We start from the raw sequence: 23,055 nt of genomic DNA on the forward strand, positions 1-23,055 counted from the left end.
GATGAAACGCTTGAAACCAAGAAGCTTGCTTGAATATATTCTCCTGATTTTGCTGGCTGGCCTCTTCCTCTTCCCTATGATTTGGATGGTGGTCTCGTCTATGAAGCCAGAGGCTGATGTCTATAAGAACTTAAAAGGCTGGGAAGCCTTTTTACCAAGTCTCAATCCAGCCAACTGGTTTAAGACTTATGAAGAAGTCCTTCAACGCTTCAGCATTGTGACCTACATGGCTAACAGTGTTTTCTACGCTGTAACCTTTGCAGTAGGCTCTATCTTAATCAATTCCTTGGCTGGCTTTGCCTTTGCCCGTATTAATTTCACAGGTAAGAAGTGGCTCTTCGGATTTCTTCTGGCCTTACTCATTATCCCTGGCGAAATGATGTTGATCCCGCAGTTCACCATTATTAATGCCTTAGGACTCGTGAATAGCCGTTTGGCGGTCATCATTCCAGGTCTAGCGAGCGTCTTCAATATCTATCTCTTCCGCAACTTTTTCATCGCCATTCCGGAGGAAATTATTGAGTCTGCGCGGATAGACGGAGCAGGGATTGTTCGGATTTTCTTACGCATCATGTTGCCAATGTCTAAGCCAGCGATCGCAACAGTCGGCGTGCTGTCCTTTATCTCTAGCTGGAACGACTATATCTGGCCACTGATGGTCTTAACAGATTCTTCCAAGTTTTCAATGCAGGTGGCGATTACGACCATTAATACCACGCAACCTGTTTATATTAACCAAGTGATGGCCGTGCTGACCATCTCAACGATTCCTCTGATTCTCGTCTATATTGTAGCTCAAAAATATATTCTTCAAGGCCTGGGTGGTTCCGGGACCGGGATTAAATAGTAAGTAGGTGACCAAATGCAAGAACAACTCTCACGGGCTAATGCCTACATTGCCCAACACTCAGCACAAGTAAATCCACGTTTTCGTCAGAGCTATCATCTCATGCCTCCTGTTGGCTGGATGAATGATCCCAATGGTTTTATCTACTATGAAGGATATTATCATCTTTTCTATCAATTCTATCCCTATGATAGCGTCTGGGGACCTATGCATTGGGGTCACGCACGTAGCAAAGATTTAACGCACTGGGAAGATCTTCCAGTTGCCTTAGCACCTAGCGAAGCCTATGATCAATCAGGATGCTTCTCTGGTAGTGCTTTGGTTATTGATGGTCAATTGGTCTTAATGTATACCGGCCATGTCGACCAGCAGGGGCAGGTGACTCAGACGCAATGTTTGGCGGTTTCTGATGATGGAATTAACTTCCGTAAATACGAGGGTAATCCTGTCATTGCACATAAGCATATTGAAGGTGTGGCTGACATTGCTGATTTCCGCGACCCTAAAATTTTGCAACACAATGGTCGCTATTACTCAGTAATTGCCTCCAAGACCTTTGATCATCGCGGTCAGATTCTGCTCTTCGAATCCGCAAATGGTTTTGATTGGGACTTTAAGTCTGTTTTACTTGAAGGACAGGCCGGACATGGTGTCATGTGGGAATGCCCGGATCTTTTCCCGCTAGACGGCAAATGGGTACTAATTATGTCGCCGATTGAGCGTGAGCGAGCTGGCAATGCCTATTGGAATCTGAATTCCACTGTCGCCTATGTTGGACAGGTGGACTGGGAATCCGGGCGGTTCCAAGTAGAAAATCAACATGAGATTGATGGAGGGTTAGATTTTTATGCCCCTCAAACTTGTCTGAACTCAGAAAATGAGCGAATCATGGTAGCTTGGATGCAGATGTGGCAACGTAACATTCCATCCCATGAACTTGGTGATGGTTGGGCTGGAGCGATGAGCTTGCCAAGACAGGTGCGAGTTATGGATAATCGATTGTGTCAGTCAATTCCAAGCTCAGTACTAGCGCAATTTAGCGAGGGTAAGACCTGGCAAGGACAACTAGAGCCTGGCCAAGAGTTCTATCTATCCGATTGGGTTAAGTCCCAACAAGTCTTAAAATTGAATTTAGAATCCGTTCCTGGTGCTGTCTTCCAACTGCATTATGGTGGTAAACCCGATCATCCGGAAGGCCTCAGCTTAACTTGGCAAGCAGATCAAGCTCTCTTGACTGTCAAACGAGATGGGGTAGGCCATCAAATTATCGGTAAAGAAGAGCCTTATCTAGATAGTCGTCTGCTTGATATTTGGAGCGATACCCCTTATCGCTTGGAACTGGAAATTGTTCGCGACACTTCGTCCATTGAGGTTTTTGTTAACAAAAAACAAGTCATGTCTTTCACTTTTTATGCTGAGGGGCTTGGAATAGGCATAGGCTTAGTGTCAAGTCAGCTAGTAAAAGTTGAGAATTTGACCAACTATAGTCTCATATAAAACTATAAGAAAAGGCTGGGAATGTGTAAGTTCCAGCCTTTTGCATGTCTTGAGGGGAGGCCCCCAATAAAACAGGGAAATCTTTATAGGTAGAGTGAATCAAATTAAGTCTGCTTTTTACGACGCTAGCAGGCAATTTAGGTCCCCCTTATTCTTGTAATCAAAATGTAACCAGACCTAAGAGTAGATGTGATATAATAATTCCATAGCAAAATTATAGGGGGTTATTTTTATGTCATTAAATGCATTAAAAGTCTTAAAAGGCATTTCTAAAGTACCGAGTGTTTTTCTAAGTGGCGTCGCTTTTGGGACGCTTGGACTCAAATTGTTGACAAGCAAAGAAGCTAAAAAAGGTTATGCGACTGTCTTAGCCAAAACCTACAAGGCTAAAGACGGTATCGACAGCATGGTTTCTGCCGTCAAGCAACATGCGGACGACATAGTAGCTGACGCTAAGGATCTCTATCAAGCAGAGAAAACAGCAGATCAACTCGCATCATTAGAGGGTGAATAACGTGCAATTTCAAGTGTTGCATCAGTCAAGTGGCCGGGTTCGACTTCGCGCCACTTTTCCTTTTACTGAAGATGTAAAATACTATCTTGAGGGCTTAACTTCGGACTTCCCCGACATTCTAAGATTGGACTTTTATGAAGATCCTTATGTGGTAGCTATCCATGTGATGCCTGGTCGTCAGGCCGTTGTAGCTCAATTATGGGACTTAATTCAGAAGGATAAATTAGAAGAACTTTATCGTCATCCCCAGCATCACGCAGCTTCAAGCCCTTATGCCTTAGTATCCTCAGCTGTGGGGCGTCACTACCTCTTCAAGTGGTTCATGCCAGTGCCTGTACGTTTGGCTAGAACCCTGTGGAAAGCTCTAGGCTACTTCCGTGATGCTTGGCGTGTTCTGCGACAGGGTAAGTTAACCATGGAAATTTTGGACTGTTCCGCCATTCTAGTGTCACTCGCGATGAAACAGACCGATACGGCTAGCGCCATCATGTTTATCCTAGAATTAGGGGAGACACTCAACTATTGGACCCAAAAACGCTCCCTAGAAGATCTTGAAGCCAGCATCGCTGGTCAAGGCCGCCAAGTATGGTTACTCAAGGGAGACCACTTGCTACAAATCGATAGCCAAGAAGTCCAAGTAGGTGATGTGCTTGTCTTCTATGAAGGCAGTGAGTTGCTCTTTGATGGGATTGTCTTGAATGGTCGAGCTAGTGTCAATGAGAGCTCCTTGACTGGTGAATCCTTCCCAGTAATCAAGGCTGTGGGGGATGAAGTCTACTCTAACACGGTCTTAACCAGTGGAGAACTACACGTTCGTGTAGAAAATCCAACCGCTAACTACCGTATACAAGAGCTAGTTAAGCTCATGCAAGAAGCGGCACAGCAGGAAGGAACCTACCAGTATAAGTACACCTCCATTGCTGATCGCATCGTCAAGTATAATTTCTTGGGAGCAGCGTTGACCTATATCCTAACAGGATCCTTTACCAAGGCAATTTCCTTCCTGTTAGTCGATTACTCCTGTGCGCTTAAATTATCGACTCCTATGGTGTACCTCTCCGCCATCAAGCAATTGATGCATCAGCAAGTTGTTGTGAAGAATTCGACAGTTCTGGACCAATTTGATGAAGTTGATACCTTAGTCTTTGATAAGACGGGGACCATTACCACTTCTCGTCCAGTTATTGAAGAAGTCATTCCTTTTCATGGCTATAGTGCAGAAGATGTCATCATGATTGGCGCCTGTTTAGAAGAGCATATTTACCATCCAATCGCTCATGCCTTGGTGGATAAGGCGGCTCGAGAAGGCATCATTCATGAAGAAATGCATACCGAGCTCAACCACATAGCTTCCAAGGGCATTCGTTCTGAAATCGATGGTAACGTCGTAGTGATTGGGAGCTTAGGTTTAATGGAAGAATCAGGGATTGAGATTGAAGCCGATCAGAGTCAATTGATTCGTCAGAAAGAAACACACTATAATTTACTCTACCTAGGTTATCGCCAGAAACTGATTGCCATGTTCTGCGTGGCGATTCCAGTTCGCCATGAGGCGCATAGTGTTCTACACGCTCTAAAAGGCTTGGGCAAGTATTTAGTCCTCTTAACAGGCGATACAGCGGCCAGAACCAATCGCTTAGTAGCAGACTTGCCTTTTGATGAAGTTCATACCAGTATGACGCCAGTGACTAAATTTGATTATGTCCAAAGGATGCAAGCGCAAGGCCACCGCGTCCTGATGATAGGGGATGGCCTCAATGATTCGGCTGCCCTATCTGCCAGTGATGTGGGCGTGGTTATGGGCGAAGGGGCGGAGGTTTCTAAGCAAATTAGTGACATTATGCTGCCATCCAATAATTTAGCTTCGCTCTTAACCTTGCATCAAGTCTCTGTCGATCTCAAGCAAGAAATTCAGGGGAATGTGCGGGATACTATTGCCATTAATTCAGGTCTTATTGGCTTGGGGGTACTGAATTGGCTTAAACCAAGTAGTTTGGCAATCTTGCATAACATGACGACCTTTGGGATTCTTTGCCGTAGCTATCTGAAGGGCAATGTAAGGCTAGAGAGTGAGGCAGAGGAGAAGTAATGACTTTGTTTAAAATACTTATCGAATGTGGAGTCATACGGTGGAAACAACCACGATCAACATAGTAAAAGCAAAAGGCCCCCATGACTTAGAATGTTAAGTCATGGGGGTCTCTTCTACATTTTCTAAGGGGTGTGGAAGCTAATTCGGATTGGAGCCATCTATTTTTGTTTGGGACAGCGTAATTAGCCCTAGTAAGGTGAAGAGTATGGAGAGGACCTGAGAGCTAACACTCGATAGGTCCCCAGTCTCAGGGAGTTTAGCTGAAATCTGCTTACTTCCTTCTGCTCCACCAATTAGCTGTTGGTTTTCAGAGGAGCTAAACAATTCGTTCGAGCTGGTGTCTGCTGCCAAAGTGCTGGGTTCATTCTGGCTTGTTTCTAGTTCTGGACGGTTAAATTGATGATCTACTGCCATCAAATCGCCTAATTGGAGCAGGTAACGGTCATTTCCTATGGCAGCATTAAACTGAATGCCTAAAGGAAGGCCAGATTTGGTGACTAAAGCAGGAAGACTTAGGGCAGGCTCACCTGTCAAATTGGCGAATTGTGTGTAAGGCGTAAGGGCCAGAGATGGGAGCCAGTGATCATAAATCAGTTGCATCTTGGCCTCATGGCTCAAATTTTCCGAATTCTTAATCAGTTCAAGGTCTTGGTCAGACACTAGAGCTTGATCAATGCGCGGAGCGGTGTAGGCCGTTGTAGGTGTTAAGAAAAGAGGATAGCGTTGGTGGAAATCAGCCATGGTTTGACGGACTTGCTGGATGCGAGCCCAGGCCTGATTTACTTCTTCCTTGGTCATGGTCTTGCTTGCCTGGTAGAGTAGCCAGCTAGTAGGGTCTACATCATCATAGCGTAGCTCTCGTTTGAGCTTGGTCTTGGCTAGATAACCTACTACACCCATTTGGCTAGCATTGACTGTATAGTAATCCTTCATTAATTGGACACCATCAAAGGGCCAATTTACTTCTTCCAAACGGAAACCTTTGCCTCGCAAAAAGGCTACGGTTCGCTCAACTGCCAGTTGAGCCTCGGGGCTGACTTGCGTTCCAACGGGAGATAAGCTGGTATAGCCAATTGCTAGTCGTTTTAACTCTGCTTCAGTCAAGGCTTGAGCCAAGGAAGCATCCGGTTTCTTCATCGCTTCAAACAAGCTCTTGGTATCTTCCATGGTTTTGGTCATCATAAAATGGGCCACTGTATTTTTGTCGATGGAGGCATTGCCCACTATGACGCCACGACTAGGCTTAAGGCCAATAAGGCCATTCCAGGAAGCCGGAATACGAATGGAGCCGCCCGCATCACTACCGGTTGCAGTTGGGGTCATGCCAGCGGCTGTAGCTGCACCAGAGCCACCGCTGGAACCGCCTGCCTGATGGTCAGGGTTCCAGGGGCTGCCAGTAGGGCCATAGAGCTTAGAGTCTGTAATGTTCTTTAGTCCCATTTCAGGATAATTCGTCTGGCCAATGAGGATAAAGCCTAAGTCTTGCAAGGACTTAACGAAGGGACTTGTAGAGCCAGCTTTTTGGTTGGCTAAGAAGGTCAGGCCATTGGAGTTGGGCATGCCCTTAATGGTGTGACCTAATCCTTTTACCAATAATGGAACGCCTAAGAATGGTTGGCCTTGATCTTTAATTTGCCTAGCTTCAGTCAAGGCTTCTTCAGCTCTTAGGCTAATAACTGCATGCAGGGCAGGGTCTTTTTCCTTGATAGTGGTTAGAGCAAAATTTACCAATTCTTCACTTGTGACTTTACCAGAGCGGACCCATTCAGCTTGTTGACTAGCATCAGCCGCTTGATAGGCAGCAAGGTCTATCTTAGATTCTGCTTGATCGTTAGCTTGACTGGCTGATTCATCGTCTCTTGAGGATACTTGACTGCTTTCGATGTCTGAACTAGAAACGTCTTGTGCCCAGGCAATCGGATGACCAGCGCTTGTTAGCAACCATAGGGATAATAGGGCCAGTAAGCGCATCTTAATTTTCTGTTTTAGCATTTTCTACACATCCTTTCATAACTTGCCAGTTTATTATACGCCTCATCTTAAGCGTTTCCTATACCCTTGGTCATTTAAGTCACTAAAAAAACACCATCATTCGCCATTTGACTCCAGGAGGGGAGAGCAAAGGAAAGAAAAGTGAACATTTGCGAATAACATGACTTGAAGCCCTACCTAACTATCTATCCTCTGTTGACTATGCATTTGCTTTAAGCTATACTAGTAGCTATCACAGATGATACATAAAGCAATGAGGAAATCCGTTAAGTTCGCACAAGTCAGGGAGGCACTTCACCGACTGCAAGGGTGCCAAAGGTAAGCCGAACTTAGCCTTCAATTTCTTAGCTTGACCGTTAAGTTTTTAGTCAATAGAAATGAACAGGTCACCGCCCGCCACGGTTAAGGGCGTCAAGTGCTCGAAGGGCCAGTCCCTTCGAGAACGAGGGTGGTACCACGGTAGCTCGTCCCTTATAGGGACGGGCTATTTTTATTACCTCGTTTTATCTGAAATAATGATAAAGGAGTCATGCACCATGTCAGATATCAATACGCACATTGAGGCCTTAGAAGCCTTGCGTCAACAAGCGATTCCGCAATTAGAAGCAACTGAATCCATCAAGGATTTGGAAAAAGTTCGCCTAGATTACCTGGGTAAGAAAGGTCGTTTTGCGGCGGTTGCGCAAGCGATGCGCGACCTGTCAGCAGAAGATCGGCCTAAATTAGGTCAGGTAATGAACCAAGTGAAGTCAGCCTTCGAAGAAATGTTGGAAAGTCGTCGCCACAAGCTAGAAGAATTGGCTCTGGAAGCTAAATTAGCTCTGGAGACAGTGGATGTGACCTTGCCAGGTCGCAAGCCAGCTGGGGGCGCCCGCCATATCATTACCCAAACCATGGAGGAGATTGAAGACCTCTTTATCGGTATGGGCTATCAGGTCGTGGAAGGTCCAGAAGTAGAGTTGGACCACTATAACTTCGAAATGATGAACCTGCCTAAGACCCACCCAGCACGCGATATGCAGGATACATTCTATATCGACAGCGAAGTCTTGTTGCGGACCCACACTTCGCCAGTTCAAGCCCGGACCATGGAAAAACACGATTTCAGTCAAGGGCCATTGAAGATGATTTCACCAGGTAAGGTCTTCCGTCGCGATAGTGATGATGCGACCCACTCCCACCAATTCCACCAAATTGAAGGGTTAGTGGTAGACAAACATGTGACCATGGCCGACCTCAAGGGGACGCTTCAAGCCTTTGCCCGTACACTCTTTGGGGCGGAACGTGAAATTCGCCTTCGTCCATCCTACTTCCCATTCACCGAGCCATCAGTTGAAGTAGACGTAAGCTGCTTCAAGTGTGGCGGGGATGGCTGTAATGTCTGCAAACATACTGGCTGGATTGAAATCCTAGGGGCTGGTATGGTTCATCCAAATGTCTTGGAAATGGCCGGCATTGATTCAACCGTTTATTCCGGCTTTGCCTTCGGTTTAGGCCCTGACCGGGTAGCGATGTTGAAGTATAACATTGACGATATTCGTCACTTCTATCAAAATGACTTGCGCTTCTTAAGCCAGTTCAAAGGAGGTCAGAACTAATGTATTTATCATTCGAATGGCTCAATGATTATTTAGACTTAACAGGTTTAACAGGAGAAGCCCTAGCTGATCGTATGTCCCGGACCGGGATTGAAATCGAAGCAGTTGAAAACTATGGGGCTCAATTATCTGGTTTAGTGGTCGGGCAAGTTTTATCAGTAGAAGACCATGCTGATAGTGACCATCTTCATGTCTGCCAAGTGACGGTAGGCGATCAGGAGCCCCTGCAAATTGTCTGTGGGGCACCCAATGTGGTGGCTGGCGCTAAAGTGATTGTGGCCACTATTGGGGCTCGTTTAGCCGGTGGTTTGAAGATTAAGAAGGGCAAATTACGTGGGGTCGAATCTCATGGGATGTTGTGTGCCCTCCAGGAACTAGGCTTCCCTGATAGTGTAGTGCCAAAAGTCTATGCAGAGGGTCTCTTCCTCTTGCCAGCAGATGCCCCAGTCGGTGCAGATGTGGTGGAATACCTCAAGTTAGATGATCCAATCTTAGAACTCTCGATTACGCCTAACCGGGCAGATGCGCTCTCTATGCGTGGGGCAGCCTATGAAGTAGGAGCTATTATCGATCAGGCACCTAACTTCGATAATATTCATCGCCAAGCGACACAAGCCGTTGATGCATCCCTCTTGTCTGATGTGACGGTAAAAATTTCAGATAGTGATTTGTCTTCTTGCTACCAAGCTCGAGTGATTGACCAAGTGGAGATTAAGGAAAGCCCACTTTGGTTGCAAATGCGTCTGATGAAAGCAGGAGTTCGTCCACATAACAATATCGTGGACATCACCAACTACTTCCTCATGCTTTACGGCCAACCACTTCACGCCTTTGACTATGATACCTTAGAGCACAAGGCCTTAGGCGTCCGCCCAGCTCGTGAGGGCGAGGTGCTTGTGACCCTAGACGGTAGCGAGCGCCACTTGTCAGAAAGTGACATTGTCATCACCGACCAAGACCGGGCAGTTGCGCTAGCCGGGGTAATGGGGGGCTTAGATACAGAAGTGACCGACAAGACCCGTCGTGTCCTCTTAGAATCAGCCGTCTTTAATCCGATTGCTATTCGTCAAACTTCTAAGAAATTCAACCTTCGTTCTGAATCTAGCATGCGTTTTGAAAAAGGTATTAACCAAGCGACTATCAGCGAAGCGGGCCAGGAAGCCGCTAACTGGATGGCCTACTATAGTGGGGGCCAAGTGGTGCCAGGTCTAGTCGAAGAGAATCATTTAGACCTGAGCCCAATTGAGGTCACTGTACCTTATCGCGCTATTCAAGATAAGATTGGGATTGACTTGAGCCATGAAGAGCTGAGTCATATCTTCCGTCGTCTTGGTTTTGACTTAGCATTAGGGGAAGATAGCTTCACCGTGACCGTCCCTAAACGTCGTTGGGATATCAGCATTGAAGCCGATATTTTAGAAGAAGTAGCTCGGATTTATGGCTATGATAACCTACCAACAACCTTGCCGGTAGTGCCAAGTACGCCAGGTCGTCTCAATGCCAAACAAAAACTGGTGCGCCAGACTCGCAATATCTTGGAAGGCCTGGGACTCAACCAAGTCATCAGCTATGTGCTGACCTCACCTAAACAAGCTGACTTGATGAAGTCGTCAGACTACCCAGTAGTCGCTTTGGACTTCCCAATGAGTGAAGACCGTTCTGTCTTACGTCAGAGCCTCTTCCCAGCCCTCTTAGAAATTGCCAAGTACAATGCTGCGCGTCAAAATCCAAGTTTGGCCTTTTATGAGACTGGTAAAGTCTTCTATGGTCAAGGCAGCAATGTTCAACCACTCGAACAAGAGCGTCTAGCCATCCTCTTATCAGGGGTTAAGGAAAGTAAATCCTGGTATGGGCCAGCTCAATCCTATGATTTCTTTGATCTCAAAGGTGCTCTTGAAGGCTACTTGGCAGCCATCCGCTTGGATAAGCAAGTCAGCTTCCAGGCTGTGTCTAGTTATCCTGAGCTCCATCCTGGTCGGACTGCCCAAGTTCTCCTAGGTGACCAAGTCATTGGGGTTATGGGACAAATCCATCCAGTCTTAGCTAAATCTTACGACTTGGATGAAGCCAGCTTCTTCGCTGAATTAGACTTCGATGCTATTTTAGCGGTTCAACGTCCAGCCTTAGTTCAACGTCCAATTCCTAAGTATCCTTCTACCTCACGAGACTTAGCCCTCTTAGTAGATTTGGAGCAAGACCAAGCAGGCCTAGCTCAGCTTATGAAGGAACATGGTGGTGACAACTTAGTGTCGGTTGAGCTCTTCGACTTATTTATTAACCTTGACCTCTTCCGAGGTAAGAAGTCGCTAGCCTACCGACTAATCTTCCAAAACCCAGACAAGACCTTAACAGACGAGGATGTTCAATCCGCTATGGATCGGATTAGAGCTGCACTCGAAACAGTATCAGGTTTAGAAATTCGCTAAGCCCATAAGAGACTAGAAGCTGCTTCTAGTCTCTTTATTTTGGCCTGGGCTTTTCATTTAGCAAGTGAGAAGGTATACTGTAGCTATGAACAAATGAGGAGTAGGAGGCCGTGTGGCATGAGACGAGAGCGGGTATTAAGAACGTTTGGGGTAGGTTTATTGCCACTGGTAGGACTAGCCGTCTTACTGGAAAAGCCCCTTTGGTGGGGGAGTCTGGCCTTATTTGTCGCGCTTCTAGCCTTGGCTGTCTTTCTCTTCCGTCAAACGGACCAGGTGGCAACTTCAAGTCAAGAAATTATCGCGGCTTCTATCAGCAACTGGTTTCTGATTTTAGCGACCTTCTATCTGAGCCCAGACAACTGGCTACTAGCGGGTCATAGTATTAGTCGTATTTGGGGTTTGGTCCTCGTGGCCCTAGTCCATCTGGGCGTCTTGATCCTACACGTGACCAGTCGTCAAGTTAGTCGTCAAACCGCTGGTCAAGTCATGGTGATTAGCTTAGGCTATATGATAATTATGGGCTTGCTTGTGGTGGGACTCCTGGCTATGGGGATGGCGCCTGTCATAGGTGTCTGCCTCTTGTTAGCTTCCATGATTTACTTCCTACTTACTTTGTCTTATTTAAGTAAGGGAGCTGAAGGTAAATAAAGGAGAAACCGCTCGTGAGTACGGGCGGTTTTGATTTTTCTTTCCCTATTTATCTATTACATAGATAAATAGGGTATGAGTTAGCCAAATTACGTTCTTAAAAGTGAACAAATTTTGATTTCAAGACTAAAAATTCTAATAGAGCTCTCTTTATGTAAATCAAACAGTTGGAAGTCAATTCCAACTGTTTTTTCTTTGGCTTTTGGGCTGACTCGAGGGGCTTCTTATGGTATGATAGAGGGTGGAAAAAACGAAGCAAAGGGGTTGGTCGATGTGAGTCCCGACTTAAGGAGTGACAATATAAACTAAGACTCAAAGGAGGAAATCCCCTATGCTCGTAGAAGAAATTCAAACAGCCCTATTAAACGAACATTCTGAAGCCATTTACCGTATGATTCGGGAACATCACCCGGCTGATATTGCCTTGGCTCTAGAAGAACTTGAAGATGAAGAAGTTTTCAAGTTTGTCAGCTTTATCTCGGACAAGGCCCTAGCCTTGATTCTGGAGACTCAGATTTCTGAAGAACTCCAGGTCAAGATTGTTGAAGCCGTGCCATTTGCCCGCATGCTCAATGTCTTCACCTATATGTCCCAGGATGACATCGTGGATATCTTGGGCAACCTATCCATTTGGCAACGTAAGCAATTCCTGAACATGATGAAGAATCGTGATTCGGATGACCTAGAGAAACTCTTGGCCTACGATCCGGATACCGCTGGTGGTCTCATGACCACAGAGTTCATCGCCTTGAATGAGAACTTAACGGTTTATGAAGCCTTCGAGACCATTCGTAAGATTGCGCCGGAGAAGGAAGTTATCGAGACCCTCTTCGTGGTCGATGCCAAAACCTTACTCAAAGGGACAGTCGATATCCGCGATATTTTCACCAAATCCGACCAACAAAAACTCAGTGAGATTCTTAACCCTAACGTCATTTCGGTGACGCCGACGACGGACCAGGAAGAAGTTTCCCTGATTGTTACCAAGTATAACCTGTCAGTTGTACCGGTCGTTAATAACAAGAACCGGATTTTGGGGATTATCACCAACGACGATATCATCCACGTCATCAATGAAGAGTACACAGAAGATATGTACTTGATGGGTGGGGTGGACTCGGAAGAAACGCTAGATAGTCCAGTCTTCGAGTCCGTCAAACGCCGTCTGCCTTGGTTGGTTATCAACCTCTTCACAGCCTTTCTGGCCTCATCCGTTATCAACCTTTTCTCTGATACCATCAGCCAAATGGTGGCCTTAGCGGCTGCCATGCCGATTGTAGCTGGTATGGGAGGAAATGCCGGTACTCAGACCGTAACCATTGTGGTCCGTGCCCTAGCTTTGGGCGAAGTGGACTGGGGTGACTGGCGCGGTATGCTTAAAGAAATCGGGGCGGGTTTCGCCAACGGTCTCATTACCGGGGGCGTGGCTGCTATTGCTCTTATGCTTATGTATGGTAATGTCTACCTAGGGGTGGTTATCATCCTAGCTATGATTGTAGATATGGTCATTGCCGGAATTTTTGGTTACTTCATCCCCTTGGCGGTTAAGAAATTCCGTGGGGACCCTGCCTTGGTATCAACTGTCTTCCTGACTACGGCCACTGACGTGTGTGGTTTCTTCAGCTTCTTAGGCTTGGCCACTCTCTTCATGCCTTTACTTGTATAATGATTATATTGCCTACTCCCTTGGGAGTGGGCTTTTTGCTTGATTGAACGCCTTAAACAGGCTAATCCCGTAAGCTAATGATTAGGTCAGCTGAGTGTCACTTTTGGCTTTTTAGGCCTTCGGACAAAATGGCATTACAGCGCCCTTAAATTATGGTAGAATAAGAAGGAAAAGTCTGTGACCCTAGGGTCCGAAAGGTGTGGTATTCATGCAACGTTTAGATGGGAAAATTCTCTCACAATCAATTTTCGCCCGGCTATCCCAGGCAACAGCGGCCTTCCGTTCCCAAACCGGGACCCAGCCCAAATTGACCGTTATCTCAGTAGGGGAAGATCCTGCCAGCAAGGTCTATGTTGGCCAGAAGCAAAAACGTGCCTTGGAAATTGGCTATGCCTTCGAATGGGTACTCTTGCCAGCAGATATTAGCCAAGAAGAATTGGAGCGGACCATTAAGGTTCATAACCAGGATCCTCAAACCCATGGACTCTTATTACAATTGCCTCTGCCTGAGCATTTAGATCCATTGTCAGCTATGCACCTAATTGATCCAGAAAAAGATGTAGATGGTTTCCACCCCCTGACCATGGGACGGGTCGTTGAAGACAATACAGACCTCTATCCTTGTACGCCAAAAGGCATTGTGCGGCTCTTAGAGAATGCCCAGATTCCTTTGCAAGGTCAGAATGTGGTTGTCGTAGGTCGTAGCCAAATTGTGGGCTTGCCTATTTCTATCATGTTAATTAACCGCGGGGCCACTGTGACAGTCTGCAATTCTAAGACCCAGGACTTAGGACACTATACGCGTTATGCGGATATCTTGATTGTCGCGACTGGCCAGGCGCATTTAATTGGACCAGACCATCTTAAGGAAGGCGCAGTAGTAGTCGACGTCGGGATTAACCGGCTCATGTCTGGTAAGCTAGTAGGGGATGTGGATTTTGAAGCTGTAGCTCATAAGGTTAGCTACATCACACCAGTTCCTGGTGGAGTTGGCCCTATGACGGTAGCTATGTTAATGGAACAGACCTTTACTTGTGCCTGCCAACAACAAAACTTAGATCCCTTGACCTTCTTGAGCCAGGAGGAGGCCTAGTCAGTGACCGATACACAAAAGGACTATCTCAGTGTCAAGGCCCTGACCCGCTATCTCAAGCGCAAGTTCGATGTGGACCCCTACCTGCAGAAAGTCTATGTAGTAGGGGAGGTCTCGAACTTCCGCTTGCGGACAGGCCATCAGTACTTCAGCCTCAAGGAAGACAATGTTAAAATCAACGTCACCATGTTCAAACAGGCCTTTAGTAAGTTGCCTTTCAAGTTAGAAGAAGGCATGAAAGTATTAGCGGTAGGGCGAGTTTCTATCTATGAACCCAGTGGCTCCTACCAATTAACCCTTGAGTCGCTTCAACCGGACGGCGTGGGCTCCCTCTATCTGGCCCTAGAACAACTTAAGGCCAAGCTTAAGCAAGCGGGTCTCTTGGATTTGCCTAAGAAGCAACCGCGCCGTTTTCCGCGTCGGATTGCAGTCATTACCAGTCCAAGTGGGGCCGTCATCCGAGATATTGTGACCACCCTCAAACGACGCTATCCTATTGCTCAAGTGGTAGTTTTCCCTACCCGCGTCCAGGGTAAGGAGGCCAGCGGCGAAATTGTCGCAGCCTTTGAACGGCTCAAGGCCAAGCATGCGGCTTTTGATACCGTGATTCTAGCGCGTGGGGGCGGGGCCATTGAAGACCTCTGGCCCTTCAACGAGGAAATCGTGGCTCAGGCGATTCTAGCCTGTCCCTTGCCGGTCATTACAGCCATCGGCCACGAGACTGACACTACCATTGCTGACTTAGTGGGGGACCTACGTGCTCCGACACCAACCGCAGCAGCTGAAATGGCAGCTGAGGAATTAAGTCAAGTCTATCTCAAGTTGGAAGAAAGTCGAACCCGTTTGGCTCAAGCCATGCTAAGCCGGATTCAACATAAGCAAACCCAACTCCGTCGTTATCAGGAAGTCTATATTTTCCGGGAACCGGAGCGGCTTTACCAAGCCTATATGCAGCAAGTAGACCTCATCAAGGAGCGTTTGTTACGTGCTCAGTCTTCTTATCTGCAGGGGCAGGCTCAAGGCCTGGCTCTCCTATCCACTCGTCTTAAAGTCCAGGGGCCAAGCGGTCGTTTGCATCTGGAAGGGGAGCGGCTAGCCCGTCTCCGTCATCAGTTGCAACGGGCTATGGCTCAGACCAGTCAACATTATCAAGGAGAGATGGCTCGTTATAGCCAGCTCCTAGAGGCCTATAGCCCGCTCAAGATTCTGGCGCGGGGTTATGCCATTATCGAAGATAAGCAAGAAGCGGTGAAGTCAGTCCAGCAACTTCAAGTTGGTCAGGTCATCGATTTAACCTTACAAGATGGCCAAGCTACCGCTCAAGTTCAAACTATTAGCGCTCAGAAAGGAAAAAACCATGGCAACAAAAAAGAAAAAGCCTGAGAGTTTCGAAGCAGCTCTAGCTGAATTAGATACCATTGTACAACAACTTGAACGAGGCGAATTGCCTCTAACCCAAGCTCTGGATGCCTTTAAGCAGGGGGTAGAATTAACCCAATACTGTCAAAAGACCCTCCATGATGCTCAAGAAACAGTCGCCAACATGATGGCAGAAGAGGGCGATTTTGTCCTAGATGAGGATGTCCAATGAACTTCTTAGAACTCGATACCCTGCGACAACTCTTCGAGCGGAGCTTGGACCAACAGACACGTTATCACTTAACACCTCCTCGTCTGATTGAAGCCATGCGCTACTCCCTCAAAAATGGGGGCAAGCGCCTGCGTCCAGTCATGCTCTTGGCGGTTTTGGCTATTCAATCAGAAGACCTAGTCAAGTGTGGCCTTAAGACAGCCATCGCCCTGGAGTATATTCACACCTATTCTCTGATTCACGACGATTTACCGGCCATGGATAACGATGACCTACGTCGAGGGCAAGCCACCAACCATAAGCGCTTTGGCGAGGGTCTGGCTATTTTGGCTGGGGATGCCCTCTTAACAGATGCCTTCCAAGTTCTGGTTTCAGATGACCTCTTGGATGACCGGGCCAAGCTAGCCCTGATTGATCAACTCAGTCAAGCAGCGGGTTCTTGGGGCATGGTAGCTGGCCAAGTAGGGGATATTGAAGCAGAACAGACGCCGGTTGACTACCAGGGCTTGAAGCAGATTCATGATCAGAAGACAGGTGCCCTATTCCGTTTTGCTTTAGAGGCAGGGGCTATTATCGGTGGGGCGGATGCGAGCACTTGCCAAGCCCTGCGTCAGTTTGGTCGTCACTTTGGCTTAGCCTATCAGATTCACAATGACTTAATGGATGTTTTAGGAAGTCAAGAAGTGACAGGTAAAGTCACTCAGGCGGATCAAGCCCTAACCAAATCTACCTATCCAAGTCTTTTGGGCCTCCAAGGAGCCAAGGATGCCTTGGCAGTAGAGGTTAGCGCAGCTAGCCAAATTTTAGAGAATTTAGCTAAAGAGAGCGGCCGCCCTTATCAGATTCTGGGAGGAATCTTGGATTATTTAACCCTACCCTCTGCTAAGTAAAAGGAGCAGCTATGAAAAAGGAACGCATTGATAAACTGGTTGTTCAGAGTGGCCTGACCGAATCGCGCGAACAAGCACGTCGCTTGATTATGGCAGGGCAAATCTATGACAGCCAGAACCAACGTTATGACAAGCCCGGTGAAAAAGTGGATGCCTCCAAAGTATTCCACATTAAGGGCAAGACGCTACCTTATGTCAGTCGTGGTGGTCTTAAGTTAGAAAAAGCCATTAAGGTCTTTGACATTGATATGACTGACCAAATCCTCCTAGATATTGGAGCTTCGACAGGTGGCTTCACGGACGCGGCTCTCCAATTTGGTGCAGCCAAGTCCTATGCCTTAGATGTCGGCTACAACCAACTAGCCTATTCCCTACGCCAAGATCCCCGGGTTATTGTCATGGAGCGGGAGAACTTCCGTTATGCTCAACCTGACCAATTTCAAGAAGGGCAACCAAGCGTGGCCTCAATCGACGTCTCCTTTATCTCCCTACGTTTAATTTTGCCACCTCTGGTGCCTATTTTAGCGCCAGGAGGCACCGTCCTCATGCTAATTAAGCCGCAATTTGAGGCCGGTAAGGAGCGCGTGGGTAAGAAGGGAATCGTGAAGGATCCAGCGGTACACTTAGATGTCCTCAAGGAAATCCTGTCTTATGCCTGTGGCTTAGGCTATCGTCTACGTGATTTGACCTTCTCGCCTATTACCGGTGGCGAAGGCAATATCGAATTTTTGGCCTATCTGACCAACGACCAAGACCTAGCCAATGACTCTTGGAAGCAGGTGGATTTAGCCGGTGTGGTGGAAGCCGCACATACAACCTTTGAATAAAAGAGATTAGACAAGAAAGGAGGCCCGATTATGTTACGGAGTCTCAACATTGAAAATTTTGCCATTATCGACCATGTGACCCTGGATTTAGAGATGGGAATGACCGTTCTAGCAGGGGAGACTGGGGCTGGGAAATCAATTATAATTGATGCCCTTAGCTTGCTTATGGGCAGTCGTGGGACCAACGATTTAATCCGGCAAGGTGCCGATAAACTGGTAGTGGAGGGTCTCTTTTCTATGTCACCTGCTCCTGAACCACTGTTAGCACAATTAGCGGATTTTGGTTTGGAGCTTGAGGACCAGGAAGACCTGATTATACGTCGTGAGCTTAACCGCCAAGGCAAGAATACCGTTCGGGTTAATGGTCAGTTGGCTAACGTGTCTTTACTGAAGCAAATTGGCTATTACCTTGTCGATATTCATGGCCAAAATGAGCATCAGGCCTTGCTTAATAAGCAATTTCACCTCAGCCAGTTGGACCAATTTGCGGGCGAGCGCCTAAATCAGCTAAAACAAACTTATCAAGTTGCCTTCGAGTGCTATGACCAGCTACGTAAGGACTGGCTAGCCAGTCAGCAGGAGGGGAGTGACAAGCGCCAACGCTTGAGTTTCTTGGAATTTCAGTTGCAAGAATTAGAAGCCGCTAACTTAGTCGCTGGGGAAATGGCCCAGTTAGAACAGGAAAGTCGGCGTCTACAAAACAGTCAGAAGATTGGCCAAGCATTGGCGACGGTTAATCATTTACTATCGGAAGCTGACACCAGCGCCTTGACGCAACTGAGCCAAGCCCAAGCAGCCTTAGAGGAAGTAGCCAGCTACGACTCTAGCTATCCGGCCTTGGCGTCCCAACTACAAGATCTCTACTACCAACTAGAAGAAGTGGCCCACCAACTAGCGGTCAGCAACCAGGAAGTAGACAATGATCAAGCCATTGATGAATTGGAAGCGCGTCTCAGCCAATTAGGCCAACTGACCCGTAAATATGGCATGGATGAAGCTCAGCTATTGGCCTATTATGATGCCATTAGCGAAGAAATTTACCAGCTCACACACCAGGAACAGTATACAGAGCGTCTAGTTAAGGACTTGACGGTCGCTTATCATGACTGTCTGGCGGCTGGTCAGGCCCTAGATCAAGGCCGACGTCAGGAAGCTCAGGACTTAGTAGCAGCGATTGAAGCAGAATTGGCCGATTTGTATATGGCCAATGCGCGATTCCAAGTGGACTTTACGAGCTTGGGTAGTGATTCTAGCCTAGCTAGCCTGTTCCCAGATGCACAGCGCTTAAGTGCCGAAGGTTTAAGCCAGGTAGAATTTTATGCGACCACCAACCTTGGTGAAGCCATGAAGCCTCTGGTTAAGATTGCTTCAGGTGGTGAGCTGTCTCGCTTTATGTTGGCCCTCAAACGGGTCTTCAGTCAAGGTATGACGGATATGACCTTGGTCTTTGACGAGATTGATACAGGGGTATCAGGTCGGGTAGCCCAGGCCATTGCGGAGAAGATGCAAGGCATTGCCCAGCATCACCAACTGCTCTGTATTACCCATTTAGCCCAAGTAGCTGCAAGTGCCGACCAACATCTTTACATTGAGAAAGTTATTGAGAATGAGCGTACGCGTACTCGCGTGCAGGCATTGAATGAGGAAGGTCGTATAGAAGCCATCGCTAGCATGATGTCTGGTAAGGTCTTAACGCCAGCTTCCCTGCAAATGGCCCAAGATTTACGTCGTCAGTTGCAGGCCCATCATGCCAAACTAGGCGAGGAGGACTAAGCCATGTTGAAGATTTACGCCCATCGTGGCAATCAAGCTCAGGCTGTCGAAAACAGCTTAACCGCCTTTCAAGACGCCGTGACAGCAGGTGCAGATGGTATCGAATGCGACTTGCACTTGACGGCAGATGGTGCCCTCCTTGTAATCCATGATGAACAATTAGACCGGACTACGGATAGCCAAGGTGAGATTAGCGATTTAAGCCTGGCTCAGATTAAAGCCGCACGTCTGCGCTTTCCCGATGGTCGTGTGAGCCCAGACCGAGTGCCGACTCTACCGGAATTATTGAACTTATTGCGAGATTTAGGTTTCAAGGGAAGACTGAATCTAGAACTTAAAACTGACCAAAAGGATTATCCTGGTATCGAAGCAGCTGTTTTAGCAACCGTGGAGGAACTAGCTCCAAATTTTGACATTGTCTACTCTAGTTTTAATTGGTACACGCTCCAACGCCTTAAAGTGTTAGCCCCTGGGGCAAAGATTGCTGCCTTGGTAGAAGAAGCCCTCTTGCCATATTTGTCGCATTTGCCAGCCCTAGAGCCCATTGCCATACATTTGGATCGACAACTTTACCAAGATGAGAATTTACGAGCGCAGTTCAAGCAGTGGCCTATCCGCCTCTGGACAGTTAATGATCCGGCTGATTGGGCGCACTATACAAGTTTGGCCCAAGATGGCCACTTAGAAGCCATTATGACCGACACGCCAGCTGCTGCACTTGCAGTACGAGACCAAGGGGAGGCTTGCCATGACTAGATTAGCGGCTCCCTTAATCGTCATTGGAGGGCCCACCGCGGTGGGCAAAACCCAACTCAGTATTGACCTAGCCAAGCGCTTTGGGGGCGAGATCATTAATGGCGATCGCCTACAATTTTATCGAGGCTTGGATATTGGGACGGGTAAGGTGACGCTAGAAGAGATGCAGGGTGTGCCTCATCATGCCTTGGACTTTCTGGATGTAGACCAGGATTATGATGCCAGCCAGTTTCAGGCTTTAGCCCAGAACTTGATTAGGGATTGCCATGCTCGTGGTGTCCTGCCAATTTTGGTTGGTGGCTCAGGCCTTTATCTAGAAGGTCTACTTTATGATTTAGAGTTCGGTGGCAAGGCTAGCCATGACCCGCTCATCCGTCAAGCCCTCGAGCAACGTCTAGAGACGGAAGGAGCTCAGGTTCTCTATGCTGAGTTGTTAGCACAAGACCCACTCGCGGCGTCTAAGATCCCAATTCAAAATCATCGTCGCCTCTTACGAGCTTTAGAGGTCATGCAGGTGACAGGGCAAAAATTTTCTGACCAGAGCCAGCATGAGACCGCCCAAGCACGCTATGAGACCTGTATTCTAGCCTTAGACCGGCCCCGTGACCAACTCTATGAGCGAATTAACGCTCGAGTCCAGGCCATGGTGGCGCAGGGATTGGAAGCAGAAGTTCGTCACCTCTACCAACTAGCGCAGGGCCAGTTGTTGCCAAGCGTACAAGGTATTGGTTACAAGGAATGGTGGCCATATTTGGCAGGGGACATGACCGACCGTGAGGCAGTTATTGCCGCTATTCAGCAAAATTCTAGGCGCTATGCCAAGCGTCAACTGACCTGGTTCCGCAATCGTATCCAGGGCACCCACTGGCTAGATGCTAGTGATTATGAGATGGCTTTTGCCCAGGCGACTAGCCTCGTACAAGACTTATTAGATAGCCAAGCAAAGAAAGGAGGGACCCTATGATTGACTTACAAGTTGGCCCTGAACGTGTCCTAGTAATGGCTGTTCAGACAGAACAATATAGTCCGGAGCAATTCCAAGTGATTTTAGATGAAATGACCTCGTTAACGGAGACCGCAGGTGGCCAGGTCATTGAAGTGGTAACCCAGAAGTTGCCTAAGTTAGATGGCCGGACGGCTGTCGGGAGCGGTAAACTAGAAGATATTGCCGCCCTAGTGGAAGCCCGTGAGATTGACCTAGTCATTAGTTTGAATGCTCTGACACCTAGCATGAACCGCCAACTGGAAGCCAGTCTCAAGGTTCAAGTCATTGATCGGGTGCAGCTGATTTTAGATATCTTTGCTATGAGGGCACGAAGTCGTGAAGGCAAACTCCAGGTGGCGCTAGCCCAGTATAACTATCTCTTGCCAAGACTCTATGGCCAAGGGAAGCATCTATCCCGTCAGGGCGGGGGGATTGGGACCCGAGGGCCTGGTGAAACCAAGTTGGAAAGTGATCGTCGCCATATTCGCAGCGTCATTCACCACGTTAAGGAAGAGTTGGCTGATATTGCCGCCCATCGTGAGCGAACCCGCTCTCGGCGTGCTCAGGGCGGTCACTGGCAAGTCGGTTTGGTAGGCTATACCAATGCCGGCAAGTCTACCTTGCTAACCCAGTTGACACAGTCAGAGACCTATGTCCAAGACCAACTCTTTGCGACCTTGGACCCATTGACTCGGCGTATGCCCCTTAAGGGTGAGGACCGCTTTACCTTGACGGATACGGTTGGCTTCATTGAAGAGTTGCCGACAGAACTCATTCATGCTTTTAAGTCAACCTTGGAAGAAATTGGGGGCATGGACTTGCTACTGCACGTAGTAGATGCCTCAGACCCCGCTCAGACGCTGCATGAACAGACTGTTCTACGGATTATTAAGGAGTTGGGATATGGGCACTTGCCAGTCCTAACAGTCTACAATAAGATTGATTGTTTGGCTCCAGGTCAGTCAGTTCAAGCGACGGCCTTTCCAAGTATTACCATCTCTGCCTATGAACCTAGTCATATTGATCGTTTGAAGCAGGAAATCTGGAAGCTGTTGATGGCAGATGCTGACTGGGTTGACCAACGCATTCCTGCCCATGAAGCCTATAAGGTGGCGGGCATGCGTCAAGAACTCCTAGTGACTAAATTCGACTATGATGAAAATACTGGCGACTATCACCTGCAGGGTTATCGTCGTCGCCAGCAAGACCGAGAGGAGGAGACGCATTGATTACAATGCAAGATATTATTGAAGAAGGACATCCTACCCTCCGCCAAGCTGCGGAAGCCGTAGAATTTCCTTTGACCGACGAGCTCAAGGCGACTGCTTTAGCTATGCATGAATTTTTGGTTAATAGCCAAAATCCTGAGATTGCCGAGAAATACGGCCTTCGTGCTGGTGTGGGCTTAGCCGCTCCGCAGATTAACCTACCTAAGCAAATTTTTGCAGTTCATATTATGAGCTATGATGAAGAAGGCAATGAGGCGGAACCGCTCTTGAGTGAGATTCTCTTCAACCCTAAGATTATCAGCCATTCTGTTCAGGAAGTTGCCCTGCGTGATGGGGAAGGTTGCCTATCTGTTAATCGTGAAGTACCAGGCCTGGTACCACGACCACGCCGTATCCGCCTGCGCTACCAAGATATGGAAGGCAAGGAACATGAGCTCCGTCTACGCGACTATGAAGCCATTGTAGTCCAACATGAACTAGACCATCTCAAAGGCATCATGTTCTATGACCATATTAACCAACAACAGCCTTGGTATGAAAAACCAGGTTTAGAACTATTGTAAGACTGAGTGACTGGGTAATAATCTCAGTCCTCTTTTTTGTGTGGAGTAGGAATCTATTTTTTCCTATC

General features: G+C 47.6%; 19 protein-coding genes. 18 read left to right on the plus strand and 1 reads right to left on the minus strand.

The window, feature by feature from the left end; all coding sequences use genetic code 11:
* Position 1: 1 nt before the first annotated feature.
* From HMPREF3093_RS08365 to HMPREF3093_RS08380, 4 genes are all read left to right on the plus strand, one after another.
* Positions 2-847, plus strand: a complete 846-nt coding sequence (locus HMPREF3093_RS08365) for a carbohydrate ABC transporter permease (RefSeq protein ID WP_180363299.1) — start codon at positions 2-4, stop codon at positions 845-847.
* A gap of 15 nt (positions 848-862) precedes the next feature.
* The gene (locus HMPREF3093_RS08370; protein WP_070756529.1) at positions 863-2,344 is read left to right on the plus strand and encodes a glycoside hydrolase family 32 protein; all 1,482 of its coding nucleotides are present in this window, start codon (positions 863-865) and stop codon (positions 2,342-2,344) included.
* A 232-nt stretch (positions 2,345-2,576) separates the two neighbouring features.
* Positions 2,577-2,858, plus strand: a complete 282-nt coding sequence (locus HMPREF3093_RS08375; RefSeq protein WP_023391164.1) for a DUF6110 family protein — start codon at positions 2,577-2,579, stop codon at positions 2,856-2,858.
* A 1-nt stretch (position 2,859) separates the two neighbouring features.
* Positions 2,860-4,947: a heavy metal translocating P-type ATPase gene (locus tag HMPREF3093_RS08380; RefSeq protein WP_070756530.1), complete on the plus strand. Its 2,088-nt coding sequence runs from the start codon at positions 2,860-2,862 to the stop codon at positions 4,945-4,947.
* A 141-nt stretch (positions 4,948-5,088) separates the two neighbouring features.
* On the opposite strand, the gene HMPREF3093_RS08385 is transcribed toward HMPREF3093_RS08380, so the two are convergent.
* Positions 5,089-6,942: an amidase family protein gene (locus HMPREF3093_RS08385; protein ID WP_070756531.1), complete on the minus strand. Its 1,854-nt coding sequence runs from the start codon at positions 6,940-6,942 to the stop codon at positions 5,089-5,091.
* Between the two features lie 536 nt (positions 6,943-7,478).
* Between HMPREF3093_RS08385 and pheS the strand changes: the two genes are divergently transcribed.
* The 14 genes from pheS to def all read left to right on the plus strand — a co-directional run bounded on the left by pheS (position 7,479) and on the right by def (position 22,987).
* Positions 7,479-8,540, plus strand: a complete 1,062-nt coding sequence (gene pheS, locus HMPREF3093_RS08390) for a phenylalanine--tRNA ligase subunit alpha (protein WP_070756532.1) — start codon at positions 7,479-7,481, stop codon at positions 8,538-8,540.
* Positions 8,540-10,966 (plus strand): phenylalanine--tRNA ligase subunit beta, encoded by a 2,427-nt coding sequence (gene pheT, locus HMPREF3093_RS08395; RefSeq protein WP_070756533.1) that lies wholly within the window; start codon positions 8,540-8,542, stop codon positions 10,964-10,966. The genes pheS and pheT overlap by 1 nt, the downstream gene beginning before the upstream one ends.
* A 117-nt stretch (positions 10,967-11,083) precedes the next feature.
* On the plus strand, positions 11,084-11,614 hold the full coding sequence (locus tag HMPREF3093_RS08400; protein ID WP_070756534.1) for a hypothetical protein: 531 nt from the start codon (positions 11,084-11,086) through the stop codon (positions 11,612-11,614).
* 331 nt (positions 11,615-11,945) lie between these two features.
* Positions 11,946-13,280 carry a magnesium transporter gene (mgtE, locus tag HMPREF3093_RS08405; protein ID WP_070756535.1) on the plus strand — a complete coding sequence of 445 codons (1,335 nt, stop codon included), beginning with the start codon at positions 11,946-11,948 and terminating at the stop codon, positions 13,278-13,280.
* A gap of 208 nt (positions 13,281-13,488) precedes the next feature.
* Complete coding sequence (folD, locus tag HMPREF3093_RS08410) at positions 13,489-14,373, plus strand: bifunctional methylenetetrahydrofolate dehydrogenase/methenyltetrahydrofolate cyclohydrolase FolD (RefSeq protein WP_070756536.1); 885 nt, start codon at positions 13,489-13,491, stop codon at positions 14,371-14,373.
* A gap of 3 nt (positions 14,374-14,376) precedes the next feature.
* Complete coding sequence (gene xseA / locus HMPREF3093_RS08415; RefSeq protein ID WP_070756537.1) at positions 14,377-15,756, plus strand: exodeoxyribonuclease VII large subunit; 1,380 nt, start codon at positions 14,377-14,379, stop codon at positions 15,754-15,756.
* Positions 15,731-15,964 (plus strand): exodeoxyribonuclease VII small subunit, encoded by a 234-nt coding sequence (gene xseB / locus HMPREF3093_RS08420; RefSeq protein ID WP_070756538.1) that lies wholly within the window; start codon positions 15,731-15,733, stop codon positions 15,962-15,964. Before xseA ends, xseB begins: the two co-directional genes overlap by 26 nt.
* Positions 15,961-16,854 carry a polyprenyl synthetase family protein gene (locus tag HMPREF3093_RS08425; protein WP_070756539.1) on the plus strand — a complete coding sequence of 298 codons (894 nt, stop codon included), beginning with the start codon at positions 15,961-15,963 and terminating at the stop codon, positions 16,852-16,854. The genes xseB and HMPREF3093_RS08425 overlap by 4 nt, the downstream gene beginning before the upstream one ends.
* An 11-nt stretch (positions 16,855-16,865) precedes the next feature.
* A complete protein-coding gene (locus HMPREF3093_RS08430) occupies positions 16,866-17,681 on the plus strand; it encodes a TlyA family RNA methyltransferase (protein ID WP_023391153.1) in 816 nt (271 codons plus the stop codon).
* A gap of 30 nt (positions 17,682-17,711) precedes the next feature.
* The gene (gene recN / locus HMPREF3093_RS08435) at positions 17,712-19,454 is read left to right on the plus strand and encodes a DNA repair protein RecN (protein ID WP_070756540.1); all 1,743 of its coding nucleotides are present in this window, start codon (positions 17,712-17,714) and stop codon (positions 19,452-19,454) included.
* 3 nt (positions 19,455-19,457) lie between these two features.
* On the plus strand, positions 19,458-20,210 hold the full coding sequence (locus tag HMPREF3093_RS08440; RefSeq protein WP_070756541.1) for a glycerophosphodiester phosphodiesterase: 753 nt from the start codon (positions 19,458-19,460) through the stop codon (positions 20,208-20,210).
* A complete protein-coding gene (gene miaA / locus HMPREF3093_RS08445; RefSeq protein ID WP_070756542.1) occupies positions 20,203-21,174 on the plus strand; it encodes a tRNA (adenosine(37)-N6)-dimethylallyltransferase MiaA in 972 nt (323 codons plus the stop codon). Before HMPREF3093_RS08440 ends, miaA begins: the two co-directional genes overlap by 8 nt.
* Complete coding sequence (gene hflX, locus HMPREF3093_RS08450; protein ID WP_070756543.1) at positions 21,171-22,424, plus strand: GTPase HflX; 1,254 nt, start codon at positions 21,171-21,173, stop codon at positions 22,422-22,424. Before miaA ends, hflX begins: the two co-directional genes overlap by 4 nt.
* Positions 22,421-22,987: a peptide deformylase gene (gene def, locus HMPREF3093_RS08455; protein WP_035363939.1), complete on the plus strand. Its 567-nt coding sequence runs from the start codon at positions 22,421-22,423 to the stop codon at positions 22,985-22,987. Before hflX ends, def begins: the two co-directional genes overlap by 4 nt.
* The last annotated feature ends 68 nt before the right edge of the window (positions 22,988-23,055 follow it).

It is taken from the genome of Abiotrophia sp. HMSC24B09 (assembly GCF_001815865.1).
GTDB lineage: Bacteria > Bacillota > Bacilli > Lactobacillales > Aerococcaceae > Abiotrophia.